The 17204-nt window shown below is 55.5% G+C and carries 16 protein-coding genes; 4 read left to right on the top strand and 12 right to left on the bottom strand.

Features of this window, described 5'->3' with window-relative positions:
* Positions 1-207 precede the first annotated feature (207 nt).
* The 3 genes from ribH to pdhA all read right to left on the bottom strand — a co-directional run bounded on the left by ribH (position 208) and on the right by pdhA (position 2731).
* Positions 208-684, bottom strand: a complete 477-nt coding sequence (ribH, locus tag IC231_RS00490) for a 6,7-dimethyl-8-ribityllumazine synthase (RefSeq protein ID WP_190782679.1) — start codon at positions 682-684, stop codon at positions 208-210.
* 161 nt (positions 685-845) lie between these two features.
* Positions 846-1616, bottom strand: coding sequence for a tetratricopeptide repeat protein (locus IC231_RS00485; protein ID WP_190782678.1), 771 nt, complete (start codon positions 1614-1616; stop codon positions 846-848).
* Between the two features lie 50 nt (positions 1617-1666).
* Entirely contained in the window at positions 1667-2731 is a 1065-nt protein-coding gene (gene pdhA, locus IC231_RS00480; protein WP_190783944.1) for a pyruvate dehydrogenase (acetyl-transferring) E1 component subunit alpha, read from the bottom strand.
* Positions 2732-2923: 192 nt separating this feature from the next.
* On the opposite strand from pdhA, the gene recF reads away from it, so the two are divergent.
* From recF to IC231_RS00465, 3 genes are all read left to right on the top strand, one after another.
* Positions 2924-4051: a DNA replication/repair protein RecF gene (gene recF, locus IC231_RS00475; RefSeq protein ID WP_190782677.1), complete on the top strand. Its 1128-nt coding sequence runs from the start codon at positions 2924-2926 to the stop codon at positions 4049-4051.
* A gap of 73 nt (positions 4052-4124) precedes the next feature.
* The gene (locus tag IC231_RS00470; RefSeq protein ID WP_190782676.1) at positions 4125-4442 is read left to right on the top strand and encodes a DUF721 domain-containing protein; all 318 of its coding nucleotides are present in this window, start codon (positions 4125-4127) and stop codon (positions 4440-4442) included.
* 313 nt (positions 4443-4755) lie between these two features.
* On the top strand, positions 4756-5253 hold the full coding sequence (locus IC231_RS00465; protein ID WP_190782675.1) for an acyl-CoA thioesterase: 498 nt from the start codon (positions 4756-4758) through the stop codon (positions 5251-5253).
* 315 nt (positions 5254-5568) lie between these two features.
* Here IC231_RS00465 and IC231_RS00460 read toward each other — a convergent pair whose 3' ends face one another.
* On the bottom strand, positions 5569-5955 hold the full coding sequence (locus IC231_RS00460; protein ID WP_190782674.1) for a helix-turn-helix domain-containing protein: 387 nt from the start codon (positions 5953-5955) through the stop codon (positions 5569-5571).
* A gap of 353 nt (positions 5956-6308) precedes the next feature.
* Positions 6309-7157, bottom strand: coding sequence for a glycerophosphodiester phosphodiesterase family protein (locus tag IC231_RS00455; protein WP_190782673.1), 849 nt, complete (start codon positions 7155-7157; stop codon positions 6309-6311).
* Between the two features lie 137 nt (positions 7158-7294).
* Between IC231_RS00455 and IC231_RS00450 the strand changes: the two genes are divergently transcribed.
* Complete coding sequence (locus IC231_RS00450) at positions 7295-7918, top strand: DUF2939 domain-containing protein (protein ID WP_190782672.1); 624 nt, start codon at positions 7295-7297, stop codon at positions 7916-7918.
* A 71-nt stretch (positions 7919-7989) separates the two neighbouring features.
* On the opposite strand, the gene IC231_RS00445 is transcribed toward IC231_RS00450, so the two are convergent.
* From IC231_RS00445 to IC231_RS00415, 7 genes are all read right to left on the bottom strand, one after another.
* Positions 7990-8265, bottom strand: coding sequence for a PLD nuclease N-terminal domain-containing protein (locus tag IC231_RS00445; RefSeq protein WP_190782671.1), 276 nt, complete (start codon positions 8263-8265; stop codon positions 7990-7992).
* A gap of 91 nt (positions 8266-8356) precedes the next feature.
* Positions 8357-9010 carry a rhomboid family intramembrane serine protease gene (locus IC231_RS00440; RefSeq protein ID WP_190782670.1) on the bottom strand — a complete coding sequence of 218 codons (654 nt, stop codon included), beginning with the start codon at positions 9008-9010 and terminating at the stop codon, positions 8357-8359.
* Positions 9011-9144: 134 nt separating this feature from the next.
* Positions 9145-10116 (bottom strand): polyprenyl synthetase family protein, encoded by a 972-nt coding sequence (locus IC231_RS00435; protein WP_190782669.1) that lies wholly within the window; start codon positions 10114-10116, stop codon positions 9145-9147.
* A 213-nt stretch (positions 10117-10329) separates the two neighbouring features.
* The gene (gene rnr / locus IC231_RS00430) at positions 10330-12846 is read right to left on the bottom strand and encodes a ribonuclease R (RefSeq protein WP_190782668.1); all 2517 of its coding nucleotides are present in this window, start codon (positions 12844-12846) and stop codon (positions 10330-10332) included.
* 194 nt (positions 12847-13040) lie between these two features.
* Positions 13041-15044, bottom strand: a complete 2004-nt coding sequence (locus tag IC231_RS00425) for an ABC transporter ATP-binding protein (RefSeq protein ID WP_190782667.1) — start codon at positions 15042-15044, stop codon at positions 13041-13043.
* 348 nt (positions 15045-15392) lie between these two features.
* Complete coding sequence (locus IC231_RS00420; protein ID WP_190782666.1) at positions 15393-16121, bottom strand: PKD domain-containing protein; 729 nt, start codon at positions 16119-16121, stop codon at positions 15393-15395.
* A gap of 330 nt (positions 16122-16451) precedes the next feature.
* The gene (locus tag IC231_RS00415; RefSeq protein ID WP_190782665.1) at positions 16452-17114 is read right to left on the bottom strand and encodes a lipoprotein signal peptidase; all 663 of its coding nucleotides are present in this window, start codon (positions 17112-17114) and stop codon (positions 16452-16454) included.
* Positions 17115-17204 lie beyond the last annotated feature (90 nt).

Below are 17204 nucleotides of genomic sequence, written 5' to 3'. Positions count from 1 at the left end.
GATGATATCGAATGCCGTGAACAGCCCTCGGGATGTTGGTGCCAACAGCTTTAGCAGAAAATTAGTTTAGCTACTTGTCTGCGCTACCGGCAAAACCACCTAGAAACGAGCGGGATGCCCTGGCGTTTTCGGGCGCAAAGCTACGCTTTTGTGCGACAATCCCTTTTGCGTCGGCACTTTACAGCACGACTCTGGCAAATTGCTGATTTAGAAGCTCAGCATCTGGATTGCAGCCACTGCCCCTTCTACCCCTTTATTGCCGTGTTTGCCGCCGGCCCGGTCCCAAGCCTGCTCCAGCGTGTTGGTCGTCACCAGCCCAAAGATGACCGGCTTGTTAAACTTCAGGCCCACATTGGTAATGCCATTGGCAACTGCGTGGCAGATGTAGTCATCGTGCTTGGTTTCGCCCTTGATAACAACGCCTAGGCAGATAACAGCATCTATTTCCTCGTGCTGGGCCAGCAGTTGCGCACCCAGTGTCAGCTCGAAGCTGCCCGGCACCGTGTTGCGGAAGATGTTCTCCTCCTTAGCGCCATGCTTTAGCAGCGTCTCGTACGCGCCGCGTGCCAGCGTATCGGTTATTTCGCGGTTCCACTCGGCCACTACCAAGCCGAAGCGTTTGTCGGTAATGTCGATGAATTGGTCGGAGTTGTACTCGCTCAGGTTCTTGAGGGAAGTGGCCATGAGGTAGGAGGAAAAAAAGCGTTGTGCGTAGTGCGTAATCGATGCCCGTTTTGGGTGCGTGCTGTCGTGCGACTCTGGTAAGGAAACCGGATAAAAAAAAGGACGGCACTACACCGTCCTTTTCTTTTTGCGCCATCCCCGTTTGCCAGGGAGGCATTATGCTATTTACCGCTGAGTGCCTCGGCGCGGGCTTTGTACTGGCGGGCTTCGTTCACCTCAAATGAGGCAGGATACTCTGTCACAATCCGGTCGTAGGCTTTCAAGGCACCTGCGTAGTCCTTGGCCAGTTCCAGAGCCGTAGCTTCCTTCAGGAGGTAGCCGGGCGAGAATTGCTCATTGGCGTTGTGGTTGGCCGCTTTGTTGTAAAACTCTGCTGCCTCCTTGTATTTGTTTTGCTCCAGATTAGCGTCGCCGAGCAGGGCATAGGCGCGGGCCTGCACCAGCAAATCGTCAGACGAGAAATCCTCCAGATAGTCGGCCGCAGCTTTGTACTGACCTTCTTTCAGCGCTGCAACACCGGCGTAGAAATTGGCCAAGTTGCCTGCTTTGGTACCGCTGTATTCGTTTGCAACCGACTCCAGTCCTACATACTGACCGTCGCCTTTCATGGCTTTCTTCAGCGAGTCAGCCTCCCAGTAGTTCACAGCTTGGAACATGGCAGCTTGTGCCTTGCTGTCCTGCGATGAGCGCCACGTATAGAAGCCAAATGCCCCTACTATTGCCAGTACCACTACGGCCAGCAAGCCCAACAGCACATTTTTATTGCGCCGCAGGAAATCCTCCGACTCAACCAGCCGAGTAGCCAAGGCGTCCGGATCTTCCAGTAGCGGATGCTCTGTAGAGAAGGTAGCAGGAGCAAGCGGGTCGGCCGAGACAGGCTGTTGCGGCTGACGTGCTCCGGGCGTTTTGCCCGTGTAGGGAATCTTTGACATGAGTGGTTTCTGGTAACAGCGGCCAGAGCCGGGGTAAAGCCCGCTTCGTGTTAGTCGCGGATGTAAGGATAATCCTGCTGCACGTACACGTCCTTGAACAGTTCGTCGGCGGTTGGATAAGGCGAGGTTTCCGCAAACTCCACCGACTCCAGTACCTGCGCTTTGATTTTTTCATCAATGGCCGTCAGTGCTTCTTCCGTGGCCATGTTGTTGGTCAGGATAGTGTGGCGCACTGCTTCGATGGCGTCGCGGGAGCGGTAGTCCTCCAGCTCTTCCTTGGTGCGGTACTTGGCCGGGTCGCTCATGGAGTGACCTTTGTAGCGGTAGGTTTTGAACTCCAGGAACGTCGGGCCTTCGCCGGCACGGGCACGCTCAGCGGCGCGCGCTACGGCATCGTGCACGTCTTCCACGTTCATGGCATTCACCGGCTCCGACGGCATGTCGTAGCCGCGGCCGATGTGGTAGAGCTCCGTTACGTTAGACGTACGCTGCACCGAAGTGCCCATGGCGTAGCCGTTGTTCTCCACTACGAAGATGACGGGCAGCTTCCACAGCATGGCCATGTTGAAGGCCTCGTGCAGGGCGCCCTGGCGCACGGCGCCGTCGCCCATGTAGCAGATGCAGAGGTTGCCGGTCTTGTTGTACTTCTCGGCAAAGGCAATGCCGGCGCCCATGGGGACCTGCGCCCCCACGATGCCGTGGCCGCCTACGAAGTTGACCTCCTTATCGAAGATGTGCATCGAGCCGCCTTTGCCTTTGGAGCAGCCGGTGGCTTTGGCATACAGCTCAGCCATAATGGCGTTTGGCGAAGTGCCCAGAGCCAGAGGGTGGGCGTGGTCGCGGTAAGCCGTAATCCACTTGTCGCCTTTGCGCAGCGCTGAAACGGCGCCGGCAGCGCAGGCTTCCTGACCAATATACAGGTGGCAGAAGCCTTTGATCTTTTGCTGGCCATAAAGCTGGCCGGCCTTCTCCTCAAACTTGCGCATGAGCTGCATCTGCTCATACCAGGTAAGGTAGGTTTCTTTCGAGAATTTGGGTTTGGCAGGCGAGGTAGCCTTGGCTTCCTTCACGTCGCCTTTTTTTGCTGACTTGCCTTTGCTCACAGCAGGCGGCATCACCGGGTCGGGCTGTTCTACCGTATTGGTAACAGCATTGCTCTTGGCAACGGCTTTCTGGGCCGGCGTTTTCTTCGCCGAATTGGAAGCCTTCGGGGCAGCCTTTACTTTCGTCTCCGCCATCTTGCTTTCGGTTGTTCGCGTTTGGGATGCGAAAGTACGTAAAAGGATTGCAATTCCGAACCCCTACGCATGATACTCGAAAGCCTGCACCTGCTGTTTTTCAAAAACTATGATGAAGCGAATCTGCGCTTTTCCCCGCGCATCAATTGCTTTATTGGCGACAACGGCAGCGGCAAAACCAATCTGCTTGATGCAATCCACTACCTCTCTTTAACCAAAAGCGCATTTACCTCACTGGACGCGCAAAGCATTAAGCAAGGCGAAGAGTTCTTTGTCGTGAAAGGCCGGTTTCAGCAGGGCGACACAACTGAATCAGTAGGCACTGGTAGCGAGACTATCCAAGTAAGCCTGCGTGCGGGGCAGAAGAAAGCCATTACCCATGACAAGCAACCTTACGACCGGATATCTGACCACATCGGCCGCTACCCAACTGTTCTTATCTCTCCTTACGATACAGACCTTATCCGGCAGGGCAGCGAGGAACGGCGCAAGTACTTCGACAGTCTTATCTCTCAGCTCGACCATGCATATCTGGAACTGCTGATTTCTTATAACCATATCCTGCGGCAGCGCAACTCGTTATTGAAGCTGGCGGCTGAGCGGCAAGGGGGCTACGACCGTGACTATCTTCTGGTGCTCGATGAGCAGCTGGTTCCGGCTGGGCAAAAGATTGTAGATGCTCGTCAGCAGTTTCTGGTGGAGTTCACGCCCATTTTCCAACGCCACTATCAGCAGCTTGCCGATAGCCGTGAGGTCGTGACGCTGTTCTATAAAAGCCAGCTGCCGGAAGCCGATTTCGCAAAATTACTGCGCGTGCAGGAGCGAAAGGATCTGGCATTGCAGCGCACTACGGTTGGGCCGCACAAAGACGACTTCGTTTTCCTGATGGATGAGCTGGCAGTAAAGAGTTACGGTTCTCAGGGCCAGCAGAAGTCTTACGTTATTGCTCTAAAGCTCGCGCAGTTTGAAATCCTGTCCCTGCGCCAACAGCAAAAACCCCTACTCCTACTCGACGACATATTCGACCGGCTCGATGAAAAGCGTATTACCCGGCTCCTGCAACTGGTAGCCGACCACACCTTTGGGCAGGTATTTCTAACTGATACGCATCTGGACCGCACTGACCTTGCGCTTGCCAATATCACAGACCAGATCAGCCGGTTTGAGGTGGAGAGCGGTAGTGTACGGCCCCTCTGATTGGAGTACCTTTGCCTGCCTTCTCCACAGAAGCAAGCACCCTTTTTCCCGCGCGTTATTATACCTTCTCCTTGTGAAAAAAGCAAACTCGCCGGAAAACTCCCGTCAAGCAGATATTGTCCCTCTCAAAGACAGCATCAAAGCTCTTCTGAAGGCCTATCGATTGCAGGGTAAGCTTAACGAGGTAACCGTTGTGGCCAACTGGGAACAGGTCATGGGAAAGGCAGTTGCGCTCAAGACCAAGGAGATTTATGTCAGCAATGGCAAGCTGTTCGTACGGCTTACCTCCGCTCCGCTCAAACACGAGCTGGTGATGGCCAAGACTCGGGTTCTGGAGCTCATCAACGCCGCAGTCGGCGAGACTGTAGTTAAGGAGGTAGTGTTTCTGTAGACTCGTCACTTTTGGTTAAAACGAGCACCTGACTACTTCGGCACGTTTCGATAGCCAACTTCTCCTGCTCTGGCAGTTGAGTTGCCCTGTGTTGTCCATACAGCTACCGGCATTCAACGTGCGACTGGTTCGTTCTGCTGGTACCCCTCTCGTGACAAGCCTTTTTTAAGAGGACCTATTCCTTACTTTAAGGCAGCGCAGGCAATTCGGCCTGCTGCGTACTCAGCCTATGTCGCTCACGCCCGCACCCCCTCTCCCACCGCTGCCTGATTTCAGGCCTGTCTCTTATTCGCGCCTAACTCTCACGGAACTCATGATTCCGTCGTATGCCAATTTTGGCGGCAAGATTCACGGGGGCATTCTGCTTTCCCTGATGGATAAAGTGGCCTATGCGGCTGCGTCCAAGCATGCCGGCACCTACTGCGTCACGGTGAGTGTGGATGGAGTAAACTTCCTGCAGCCCGTCGAAGTGGGTGAGTTAGTTTCGCTATTGGCCTCCGTAAACTATGTCGGGCGCACATCGTTGTTGGTCGGCATCAAGGTAATTGCCGAAGATGTGCGAACCGGCCTGGTTAAGCACACCAATACCTCTTACTTCACGATGGTCGCCAAGAATGAGCAGGGCAAGCCCACTACTGTACCTGGCCTCACGTTGGAAAGCCCAGAAGACACGCGGCGCTTCCTCGAAGCTATTAAGCGGCGCGAGTTCAATACCCAGTTCAACCGCGAATTCAATAACGCTCGAACTGACCTTGCTGTTGAGAATTCGCTTCACCTACTACAGGCGGAGAGATGCCGGATTAGCTACTAATTCATTCGCCGCAAGCTGACACCACCAAGTGTAGTTTGCCTAACGAAAAGTGGCTGCACGCGGGAGAAAATCTCTCGGGCGCAGCCGCTTTTCATTTTGCTTGTTAGGCTATTCAACTACTGCCTTACCGACCAGTTTACTCCAGTGAATTTCGCTGAGCGGTTCTGACTCGCGAAACAAAAAGCCTGTTTTCTCCCACTGGCAGACCTGCTACTTTACCTCACCTATGGGCTTCCCACCAGTACGCTTTCTAGTGGCCAATCCGTTTGCGGCTACTGAGCAGAGGACAATAATGTTTCACGTGGAACAATTTTGTCACCGTGGTCCATACACTTTCAGCAGTAGCTCATTGTAGGCTTCAAGCAGGGCAATATACTTAGCCTGGAGAGCCATTAGCTGCTTTGCGCTGTCAGTGTCAGGCTGTTGTAACACCGAATTTCGGCTTGTTACAGATTGTAAAGGCGTAACACTAACAGTTTGTGTTACAAATGGCAACGTGCTGTGCTGTAAAGATGTAAAGTCGTTCGAAAAATCATGTCCGATGATATCACCTACCCTTTTTACAAATACGTAATCAAGCGTCTCCTCCTTGAATTTACGATATATGGTAGGACGCGTAATACCCAAACTATCTACGATGCGCGTAATAGAAATACCGCTGTTTTTAATGGCTTCCTGTAGGATTTCGCCTTGGTGTGGCATAGCAGAACGGGTCTAGAACAGAAGTGTAAATATGACAATTATGTTTCAAATATCAAGTTTACATAGTTGAAGTTTTAGAACAAAAACGAACAGTGTAACATCGAATAAAGAGTATTACATTACACTTATTACAGCAACACATGTAATGTTACACATTACAGATGCATGTACAGTGTATCGTTATCTGACAAAGGGCGTCCTATTCAAACACGCTTTGCAAGCAATGGAGCCATCTTGCAGTTGTACACCATACTGTACAGTGCACCCTTTACCACATTCCGTAAGCGGGAGCCATACGCCTCATTGTGCTATACAAACTCCCTGCAAAATGAAAGGCGCTACTCAGGGCAATGTTACTCGGCGGACAGCGCCAGTAAACGGTCAGGATAGTCAGTGGTGATACCTCGTACACCAAGCGCACACAGGCTCTGCATAACACACTGCTTGTTGACGGTCCAGGGCACCACCTGTATGCCTCGGTGGCTGGTTTCCGCCATCAGTTCTGGTGTCACCAAATCGTAGCGGGGCCCATACACTTCGGGGCTGAAGCCTAGGGTCTGGATATGCTCTGCAAGGGGTAGTTCATCCTCCACAAGCAAGCAGAGAGTAAGCGCTGGAAACTGACGCCGACACTCCTGCAGAATGCGCACATCAAAGCAAAGCAGCGTACTCCGGGACAGCAGCCCGAGCGCACGAAGCTCAGCCAATACTACGTCCACATAAGCGGCGGGCGCGGGATGAAACAGGCCGTCTCCGGCCGGCTCACTCTTCACTTCGACGCTAAAGCGAACCGGAGCCCGGCCCAACCGCAGCGCGAAGGCATCAATGGCTTCTACCACTTGCCGCAGCAAAGGTTTGAAGGCTGGAAGCAGGCGCTGCTCCGGAAAATCAGGATGGCGCAGCTGCCCGCAGTCGTAGCGCCGGATGGCAGCATAGGGAAGCCGGTAGAGGTTGTGATTCTGCTGCAAAGCGACAGGAATGCGGGCCCCCAGCGGATCAAGGCAGATGGCAGCATTCATCCAGGGCTCGTGCGATACCACCACTTGTCCGTCGGCAGAAAGCACTACATCCAGCTCCAGCACATCCACACCAAGCTGCACGGCATGCAGGAAGCCGGGCAGCGTATTCTCGGGATACAGGCCCCGGCAGCCACGGTGGCCGTGTACCTCAGGGCGTACGGAAGAGGCAGTCGGTAGAGTCATAGCTACTCTACGGTGTGGGTGCTGCGAATGGAGAAAACCAGAGCGTATATCCGGGCTACTGCGAGTAAACTATGGGTGGTAAGCCGGAGCCAATCGAGTATTTTCGTCGCAAATTCACTTTTCCATTCTTATCCACGATGAAAAGATTGTTGATTCTGCTTGTGCTGGTAGCCATGGTGGCCGGCGGCTACTTCTACTACCAAAGCCTGAAATCGGGCCCGAAATACTCGTTGATGCAGGCCGCTAATGCCGTACGGACCCATGATGTAGCGGACTTTGAGCGGTACGTGGATGTAAGCAGCGTGACGGGCAGCCTGGTAGATCAGGTAACGAACCAGGGCTCCGCATTGGGACTACTGAATCCGGGCGGCATGGTGTTCAAGGGGGCACTCCGGCTAATGAAGCCTCAACTGGCCCAGGCGGCACGCAAAGAGCTGCAGCACTACATCGAAACGGGCTCCGTGGAAGCAGCAACAGCCGCGCGGCCCGATAAGCTCGTGAACGTATCGATGCTGGGTCTGGCCGGCAAGGTGGTGAACCCTGACAGCCAGTTCAAGGATATCAAGTACGTGAATGAGCAGGGCGAGCAGGCACTGGTTGGGCTGGAATTCACGCAGCCCAAATACGACACCACCCTGGTAGTGGAGCTGAAGATGCTGAACCGGGGCGACCATTGGCAGGTCACGGAAATCACTAATTCGGGTGAGTTGCTCAAGCACGTGGCGCGCCTGGAAAAAAAGAAGATTTTCGGCGGCAAGTAGGCAAACCCATCAACAACAAAAAGCCCCGGCACGAATCCGTGCCGGGGCTTTTTGTTGGGTGCTACCGAAGACTATCTACGACCGGAAAACAGGAAGTAGATGATGGAGCCACCGAAGGGGAAAAACCAAATGATAAGCCCCCAGATGATCTTTTTGCCAATCGACCAGTCCTGCTTAATAAGGCTCAGGAAAGCCATAACTGCTACAATCAGGTAGATGACACCAAAAATGGTGATGCTACCGTTGCTGCTACGGCCTGAGCAGCTGCTCAGAATTATGGAAAACGTCAGGGCCAGGGAGAGCAGCGCAACCGGCAGGCGGCTGACCAGGGAAGTCAGTTTGTTCATGGGAGTAGAGAGTATTAGTGTGAGTGACGTTTACGGTGTACACTCAGGAATAGATATCAATATTCAAGTATTTACAGTATAACTATTTGATTTACAGTAAATTAAACAAATAATACTGTACTTGTTGCCAGAAATCAATGGCGGCAGACGGTACCAACAGCAACGAAAGCACCACGCCGTAGAGCGCGCCATAGAAGTGAGCATCGTGGTTGATGTTGTCGGCGTTGCGGCGGCTCATATAGTAGGAATAGCCCAGGTAGAGGAATCCGAAGATGAACGGCTGGATAGCAACAGGCAGCGGGAAAATGTAGATACCGCCGCCGCCGGGCGCCACCGGAAAGAAAAGCACGCTGGCAAATACCACCGACGACACCCCGCCCGAAGCCCCCAGGCTATGGTAGCCGGGGTCATGGCGGTGGCGGAAAAAAGTCGGGACTGAAGACAGAACAATTCCGCCCAGATAGAGCAGCAGGAAGAACCCAAGACCTGCTCCCGCCCCATAGTTGGCCATGTATTCGCGCAGCACGATGGGGCTGAACGAGTAGAAGGCAAACATATTAAACAGCAAATGCGTCAGGTCGGCGTGCAGGAAGCCGGAGGTGAGGAACCGGTACCATTGCTGCCGCTGCAGCATCAGGTAGGGGCTCATGATCCATCCATCAAGCAAGGCACGGTTCGACCACGCGTACATCGAAATACCAGCCGTGAGGGCTATCAGAATCAGAGTAGGATTGAGCAAGGACATAAACAGGCAGCGGGGCGCGAGAAAAGGTGTTTATAAGGCCTCCACACGCCTCAAAGCAGGTGAAACGCCGAAGGACATTCCTGAAACTATCTGCGAGGCGTAGAGGGGCTGAAATCGAATAGCAGCCGGTTGGTTTAGCTCTCGCGCTCCAGCAGCTGCAGAGCCAAGTGGCGCAGGGGCTCCTTGCGGGCGGCGGACACGCTCACACGGTCCAGGTGCTGCAGGGCATCCTCGAAGTAGTGGTTGATGCGGGCCTCGGTCTGGGGGCGGATATCAAGCTCGTCGTAGAGGGCGCGCACGGCTTGCACTTTGGCATCGGCATCGGGTACGGGCTGGCCGATATGGCGGGCCAGCTGGGCGCGCTGCGTGTCGTTGGCCTGGGCTTGGGCCGTGAGCAGCAGGAAGGTTTTCTTGTCGCTGAGGATGTCGCCGCCCACGCGCTTGCCGAAAGTGGCCGCGTCGCCGTACACGTCCAACAGGTCGTCACGGAGCTGGAATGCTACGCCGATGCCTTCCCCGAACAGACGCAGGTGCTCGGCATCCTCCTCGGAGCCGCCGCCCAGCCGGGCGCCCAGCTCCAGCGCAAAGCCCAGCAATACGGCCGTTTTCAGCCGGATCATATCGATGTACTGATCGATGCTGACTTCGGTTTCCGTCTCGAAGTTCATGTCCCACTGCTGGCCTTCGCACACCTCGGCGGCCGTCTGGGAGAAGCGGCGCAGCATGGGTGCCAGCAGGGCGGGCGGCATATCAAACAGCAGCTCGTAGGCCCGCACCAGCATCACGTCGCCTGATAGGATGGCCACGTTGGGGTTCCACTTTTCGTGCACCGTGGGCTGGCCGCGCCGTAACGGAGCCTGGTCCATGATGTCGTCGTGGAGCAACGTGAAGTTGTGGAACACCTCCACGGCCAATGCAGGCTTCAGGGCCACATCCAGCGCATCGGTGTAGAGCTGGGCACCCAGCAGCGTGAGCAGCGGCCGGATGCGCTTGCCACCCAGCGCCATGATATAGCGGATGGGCTCGTATAGGGCGGTAGGCTGGTCGCCATAATGCAGCTCAGCCAGAGCCGTGGTGAGTTTGTTGGAGAGGGCAGTGAGGTCCACAGAAACGGGTAAAGGTTCGGGAGGAAAGGTACGGCGCAACAGATTGTCATTGCGAGGAGGAACGACGAAGCAATCCTACCTCTCAATGCTGAAAACTACCCTTACAGACAAGCCCTCCGGCATTAGGTTACGAACCTACTGCCGGAGGGCTTTGCTATGAGGAAAGTGTCTGCCACGAGAGGAAGGATTGCTTCGCTCCGCTCGCAATGACAGCTACCGGCGGCGCTTGCCTTTATTGTCGCCACCACCGCCGGGGCGCCCGCCGCCGCTGCTACGCTCGGGGCGGTAGCCACGGGGCTTGCTGTTCTCGCGGCGCTCCTGTAGCTCGCGCTGCTTCACGGCGTCGGGGCGGTTGTCTACCAGTTCGAAGTCGATGGTGCGGTCGAGCAGATTGGCCGATTTGACAATCACCTGCAGTTCGTCGCCGAACTGGATGATGCGCTTGCTGCGCTGGCCCACGATGCGGTAGTTGTCGCGGTCCAGCTCGAAATGGTCGCCGGGAATCTCGCTCAGGCGCACCATGCCTTCGCACTTATTCTCTTCGATTTCCACGTACATGCCGCGCTCCGTGAGGCCCGACACCACGCCGGTGAACGTCTCGCCGATGACCTCGGACATGAATTCCACCTGCTTGTACTTGATGCTGGCGCGCTCAGCGGAAGCCGCCACTTTCTCGCGCTCCGAGGAGTGCTTGCACTCTTCTTCCACGGGCTCCACATCCACGTTCTTGCCACCTTCTAGGTAGTGCTCCAGCAGGCGGTGCGCCATCATGTCGGGGTAGCGGCGGATAGGCGAGGTGAAGTGCGAGTAGTGCTCGAAGGCCAGGCCGAAGTGGCCCAGCGGCTCGGTGGTATAGATGGCCTTGCTCATGGTGCGCACAGCTAAAGTCTGCAGCACGTTCTGCTCGGGCCGGCCCATTACTTCCATCGAAAGGTCGTTCAGCTCGGTGCTGATCTTCTTCGGGTTGGCCAGATCGAGGTTGTGGCCGAATTTCTTGGCGAACAGCGCGAAGGTCTGCAGGCGGTCCGGGTCGGGGGCTTCGTGCACGCGGTACACCATCGTGAAGCGCGGCTTGCGGGTTTTGAGCTTGAACACGAACTCGGCCACCTTGCGATTGGCCAGCAGCATGAACTCCTCAATCATCTTGTGCGCGTCCTTGCGCTCCTTCACATACACGCCCAGCGGCTTGCCGTTCTCGTCCAGCTTGAACTTCACCTCCTGCGTCTCGAAGCTGATGGCTCCCTGCTTGAAGCGGGTTGCGCACAGCTTCTTGGCAATGCTGTTCATAAGCTGGATTTCGGTGGTGTAGTCCGAGTCCAGCCCTTCGATGCGCTCCTGCGCTTCCTCATAGGCGAAGCGGCGGTCGGAGTGAATGATGGTTTTGCCGAACCACGACTCGTAGAGCTTGCCGTTTTCGTCGAGCTCAAACACGGCCGAGAAGGTCAGCTTGTCCTCGTTGGGACGCAGCGAGCAGAGGCCGTTAGAGAGGCGCTCTGGTAGCATCGGAATCACCCGGTCTACGAGGTAGACCGATGTAGCGCGGTGCTTGGCTTCCTGCTCCAGGGCCGTGCCGGGCCGCACGTAGTGCGTCACGTCGGCGATGTGCACCCCGATTTCCCAGTGGCCGTTTTCCAGCTTCTGAATGCTCAAAGCATCGTCGAAGTCCTTGGCATCGGCTGGGTCGATGGTGAAGGTGGTGATGTGGCGGAAGTCGCGGCGGCGCTCAATCTCAGCAGGCGGGATGACATCGGAAATAGCTTCCGACTCCTCCTCTACCTCAGCCGGAAATTCAAACGGCAGCCCGAACTCGGCCATGATGGCATTTATCTCGGCTTCGTTGCCGCCGGCCTGCCCGAAGCTGCGCACCACTTCACCTAAGGGCGAACGGCCGGCATCATCCTCCGGAAACTCCGTGACGCGCACCAACACTTTCTCGCCATCTACGGCGCCGTGCAGGTTCTCGAAAGGCACAAACACGTCGAAGTACATCTTGCGGTTGTCGGGCTTCACGAAGCCGATGCCGCCGCGCACCTGCAGGCGGCCTACCACCTCGGGGCGCACCCGCTTGAGTACTTCTACCACGTCGCCGACAGGGCGACCGTCGCGGGAGCCGCGCAGGCGCAGGCGCACGGTGTCGCCATGCATGGCAAATTTCAACCGGTCCGTGAACACGCGCACGTCACTTTCGCTTTCCTCCGAAATCACGAAGGCAAACTTGTCGGTAGCCAGCGCCACGGTCCCGACGATGGTTTCGGCGTGGGAGTCGCGGCGGCGGCGGGTTTCGGTGGTACCGTCGGCATCGGGAAAGTCGAAGCCGGCCTCGCGGCGGCGGTGCACCACAGGGTCCTGGCCAAAGTCGGCTTCGGGGGGCCGGATGCTGCGGCGGGCAGGCACCGGCGTGTTATCGGCGTTACGGGCCCGGCGGCTACTGGCAGGTACCGTAGCTTCGTGAGCAGCGGCAGAGTCCGTGAGGCGGTACTCGTCGTTTTGCAGCAGCGTGAGCATGCCGGCGTTTTTCAGCGCTTTCAGGTGGGCAAATATGTCTTCGCGCTGCTCCTTGGTTGTCACGCCGAGGCGGCGCGAAATCTGGCGGTAGGCGAAGACCTTGCCGGGGTTGTCGCGGAAAATGCGAAATATGATGTCTTTGGTAATTGGGGCAGCATCAGGGCTGCCAGCGGCTGCCTTCGCGCGGTCGGCGCGGGGGGCGGCGGAGTCGTCTTTTCTTTTCATTTAGAAAATGGGAGCCGCCAGTGGTTGTCTTTTTCGCAGGCGGCGGGGTTGATAGGAATAGCCGTTTTACGAGGCTTTCCGGGTGAAGTATACAGGCCCATAAAGGGCTTCGGGAAGATGATACGGAATATAGCAGGGAATAACTATTCCCGGCGGCAAATGGGCGGTTATTGTTAGGTTACGCAGCGTAAGGCTTAGGCCCGGCTGGCCACGGCCGCCCGGATATCGGCGGGCTCGTCTTTGGGAATGGCGGCCAGCAGCGTGCGGGTATACTCGTGCTGTGGGTTGGCATACACCTCGGCAGCCAGGCCGCTTTCCACTATCTGCCCCTGGCGCATTACCAGAATCCGGTCGGACATAAAGCGAGCCACGGACAAGTCGTGGGTGATGAATAAATACGTAATACCGAACTCACGTTTGAGGTCGTTGAGCAGGTTGAGCACTTGGGCCTGCACCGATACGTCGAGGGCCGAAACGGACTCGTCGCAGATGATGCATTTGGGCTGCAGCGCCAGGGCCCGCGCAATACAGATACGCTGGCGCTGGCCGCCGCTGAACTCGTGGGGATAGCGCAGGTAGTGGTCCTCTTTCAGGCCCACAGTGCGCAGCAGCTCCAGTACGCGGTTTTTTTGCTGCTGCCGGGTGCCACCTACCCCGTGCACCCGCATGGGCTCCAGAATGGCTTCGCCCACGGTCATCATTGGGTTCAGGGCAGCGTAAGGGTCCTGAAACACCATCTGAAACTCGCGGCGGCGGCGGCGGAGCTGCTCAGCCGGAAGCGTAGCCAGATCAACTCCTTCGAACAGGATACTGCCCGAAGTTGGTTCCACCAGCCGCAACAAGGTCCGGCCCAGCGTGGTCTTGCCGCAGCCCGACTCCCCTACCAGTCCTACTGTCTCGCCCGGATAAATATCAAAGCTCACGCCGTCCACGGCCCGCACATATTCCTTCTTCCGGTTGAAGAAACCCTTGCGAATCGGGAAGTGCACGTTCAGGTTCTCAACCCGGAGTAGGGGCGCCTGGAAATCCGGAAAGACACTCGCTTCCTGGGTAACACCTGGTGACGCAACGGGCAAAATGCTCGGCTCTGCCATGTTGAAATCTGATTCCGTCTGCATCGGAGCCAAGGGCTCGTTTCCTAGCAGCAACGGCTGGCCCGACTCCATGCCCGGTGCGGATTCCAGACCAAACGCGGGTTCTGCAGGTCGTGAAACAGAATGTTCCACGGGGAACGTTTTGGCGGTTTCAGGTATGCTTTGAGAGCCTAGTATGGCTACCTCACTAATTTCAGTAGCAGGCAGTTGCACGAAACCCGTTTCAGTAGCCGAAAAGGTGCCATCGGCGTTTTCCTGCATAAAATCGGCTACTACTGGAAGTTTTTTCCGGCCAACCGAAAGTTTTGGGCGGCACGCCAGCAAGCCTTTGGTGTAAGGATGCTGCGGGTTCGTGAAGATGTCGAGCACCGGGCCCTGTTCTACCACACGGCCCCGGTACATCACCAGAATCCGGTCGGCAATTTCGGCCACCACGCCCAAGTCGTGGGTAATAAAGATGACGGCCGTGTTGTGCTGGCGGCGCAGGTCATCTATCAGGCGAAGCATGCGGGCCTGCACCGTCACATCTAGGGCAGTGGTGGGCTCGTCGGCAATAAGGATGGCGGGGTTGCAGGCCATGGCCATGGCAATCATGACGCGCTGCTTCTGGCCGCCGCTGATTTCGTGCGGGTAGCTGCTGAAGATTTTCTCGGGGCGCGGCAGCTGGGCCATCGTGAACAGCTCCACGGTGCGGGCCTCGGCCTGCTTCTCTGTGAGTCTGGTGTGCAGGCGCAGGGCTTCCACTACTTGGCTGCCGCAGGTGTACACGGGGTTCAGGGACGTCATCGGCTCCTGAAAAATCATGCTGATATCGTTGCCGCGCACCTTCCGCAGCTGCTCGTCCGAGAGCTTCAGCAAGTCCACCTCCCCTAGCGCCTCACTCTGAAACCGCGCCTCGCCGGACGTAATCTGGCCGGGCGGCAGCGGAATCAGGCCCATCAGCGCCAATGACGTGACGGATTTTCCCGAGCCCGATTCGCCTACAATAGCCAGCGTTTCGCCCCGCCGCAGGTCGAAGGAAATATCGGCCACGGCCCGCGTGTTGCCGCGGTGGCTGTGGAAGTCGATGGTGAGGTTGCGAACGGAGAGAATGGGCTGAGACATAGCAGGCATATAGGCAAGTCGGTAAAGATAGGCGCTGCTGTAGAGACGCAATATTTTGCGTCTCGCCGTTGAACGGCCAGACCCGCCTGGTCAGAACATCATCGGCAAAGCCGAGACGCCAGGTAGGGCGTTCCTACAAACACAGCGGCCCGCCGGAACGATTCCAGCGGGCCATTGCAAACACACAATACAACCAGCAAATACTACCAAATGCTAAAGCGTAGTCCGAGAAATTATGGCAGCCGGCGCCATATAACCTAGCGGCTTCAAATCAACGCTCACAAGAGAATGGTAGCGCAATGCTAAATCTATGTGGTTATAATTTTAAATTTCTACCAAGACCATTATCTATAATTGCTTTTTACCATAATACATTGACCAAGAACCGCCTCCACTACCACCATAACCACTGTAATAAATCAAGCTGTCTGTCCCCAGTTTGAAGTATGCTTCATCTCTATTACTAGCTGATGTACCTCTAAAACCAAAGTATCGGAAATACAGATTGCCAGGATTTGCACTCGAAAACAATGCCGACGAGCTAAGTAACCTCATATCAGGCTCATTACTATCTATTTTTATATTCATATTATTCCTCGTGACTACAAGAACTATATCACACGGAGTAGTTTGAGTAGAAGAAGTATAAGGATAGAGAAGTGCATATTGATGATAGACTTTTTTCGTCATTCTGTAATTACCTGTCAGAGAAGTGGCTATTATGGACATTGTATCTGCTAATGCCAACGGTATAGATTTCGTAGTAGTGCCTATCCCGGTCGGACCGGTTACCTGCAATTCTACAGTACGAACACCGGATTTACGGAAGGTGTGTATCGGATTTCGTTCCGTTGAGGTGCTACCGTCACCAAATTTCCAGTTGTAAGTATCAGCTCCTACCGAGGTACTTGTGAAGGCGATGGGAGTCATATTCTGTAGCACACCTGAGTAGGTGAAATCAGCTGTCGGTGCCACCGCAGGAGTTGTTGGTGCTGGTGCTACTACGTTCGAAGACTCTTTCTTACAAGCCATAATGGACAATGCTATGCCTATTATTGGGACTAGGTTTTTGCTCATATTAAGTAACTTTTACGATGCGTTTTAGCATATTCCATGAGCGTCTAATATACTCTATACAGTTTTGATTTTAGCTTCTTTTCTGTTTTTCTTTAGTGTGAAACGAAGGACATTGTAGAAGTATGTGCCTGTAGAACATGCTGACGAAGGAAACCAAGCTCTAATTGTAAAATGAATGTAGCACGAAGTGCTTGCTTGATGTGTCGCAGCAGAAGTTGAGCACAACGCGCCAACCACATAGCGGGAACGTGAAACAAAGACTTCACGCTACAACAAAAACGGCCCGCCGGAACGATTCCAGCGGGCCGTTTTCAGGCAGAAACGCAACTGCTACACAACTTCCGAAGCTTCAGCGTCCTGGCGGGCCTGGGCGGCGGCGGGGTCGTCGGCAGCTACGGGGTGGGCTTTTTGATCTTCTTCCGTGCTGTAAAAACGGTTCTGGAACAGCAGAATCAGGACTACTCCAATAAAAATGCAGGAATCGGCAATGTTGAAGATGGGGAAATCCGGTATGATCTGCCCTCCTACCCACGGCCAGGAAGCCGGGAAAAACCCGTCGGGAAAGTCCACAAACAGCATATCAATCACCTGGCCGTGCAGCCAGGGCGTGGGGGCATTAAAAGGGGCATTGTCGTAGAGCACGCCGTAGAAAATGGAATCTACGAGGTTGCCGATGGCACCACCCAGAATCAGGGAAATGCAGAAAATGAGGCCGCTGGGTGCGTGCTGCTTCCAGAGCCGGTAGATGTAGCAGCTGATACCCGTGACGGCCAGCAGCCGAAACAGCGTGAGAATGACTTTGCCATACGGTGCCGGCAGCTCTACCCCGAAGGCCATACCCGGATTCAGCGTGTAATGCAGCTTGAACCAGTCGCCTAAAACAGGGACTTCGCCGGGCATTCCCATGGGCATATAGCGGTGCACCGCCCACTTCGACAGCTGATCAATGACGATGACCAACAGGGCCACCAGGTAGTATTTCCAGTACTTCATTCTATAGAGGTGAGAGGCTAGAAGTGAGAAGTGAGACGCTGGGCTGACGTCTTGTCAGAACTTGTCCCTCTCCCCTCTCGTGGCACAAAG

This window comes from Hymenobacter duratus (assembly GCF_014698995.1).
Lineage (GTDB): Bacteria > Bacteroidota > Bacteroidia > Cytophagales > Hymenobacteraceae > Hymenobacter > Hymenobacter duratus.
The sequence above is the reverse complement of the archived record's forward strand: the minus strand, read 5'-3'. Positions and strand labels throughout refer to the sequence as shown.

What these genes read in the sequence shown, in the direction of transcription:
- ribH (WP_190782679.1), bottom strand. Translation starts at nt 684, where the DNA reads ATGGCCACTTCCCTCAAGAACCTGAGCGAGTACAACTCCGACCAATTC.
- IC231_RS00485 (WP_190782678.1), bottom strand. Translation starts at nt 1,616, where the DNA reads ATGTCAAAGATTCCCTACACGGGCAAAACGCCCGGAGCACGTCAGCCG.
- pdhA (WP_190783944.1), bottom strand. Translation starts at nt 2,731, where the DNA reads ATGCCGCCTGCTGTGAGCAAAGGCAAGTCAGCAAAAAAAGGCGACGTG.
- recF (WP_190782677.1), top strand. Translation starts at nt 2,924, where the DNA reads ATGATACTCGAAAGCCTGCACCTGCTGTTTTTCAAAAACTATGATGAA.
- IC231_RS00465 (WP_190782675.1), top strand. Translation starts at nt 4,756, where the DNA reads ATGATTCCGTCGTATGCCAATTTTGGCGGCAAGATTCACGGGGGCATT.
- IC231_RS00460 (WP_190782674.1), bottom strand. Translation starts at nt 5,955, where the DNA reads ATGCCACACCAAGGCGAAATCCTACAGGAAGCCATTAAAAACAGCGGT.
- IC231_RS00455 (WP_190782673.1), bottom strand. Translation starts at nt 7,157, where the DNA reads ATGACTCTACCGACTGCCTCTTCCGTACGCCCTGAGGTACACGGCCAC.
- IC231_RS00450 (WP_190782672.1), top strand. Translation starts at nt 7,295, where the DNA reads ATGAAAAGATTGTTGATTCTGCTTGTGCTGGTAGCCATGGTGGCCGGC.
- IC231_RS00445 (WP_190782671.1), bottom strand. Translation starts at nt 8,265, where the DNA reads ATGAACAAACTGACTTCCCTGGTCAGCCGCCTGCCGGTTGCGCTGCTC.
- IC231_RS00440 (WP_190782670.1), bottom strand. Translation starts at nt 9,010, where the DNA reads ATGTCCTTGCTCAATCCTACTCTGATTCTGATAGCCCTCACGGCTGGT.
- rnr (WP_190782668.1), bottom strand. Translation starts at nt 12,846, where the DNA reads ATGAAAAGAAAAGACGACTCCGCCGCCCCCCGCGCCGACCGCGCGAAG.
- IC231_RS00425 (WP_190782667.1), bottom strand. Translation starts at nt 15,044, where the DNA reads ATGTCTCAGCCCATTCTCTCCGTTCGCAACCTCACCATCGACTTCCAC.
- IC231_RS00420 (WP_190782666.1), bottom strand. Translation starts at nt 16,121, where the DNA reads ATGAGCAAAAACCTAGTCCCAATAATAGGCATAGCATTGTCCATTATG.
- IC231_RS00415 (WP_190782665.1), bottom strand. Translation starts at nt 17,114, where the DNA reads ATGAAGTACTGGAAATACTACCTGGTGGCCCTGTTGGTCATCGTCATT.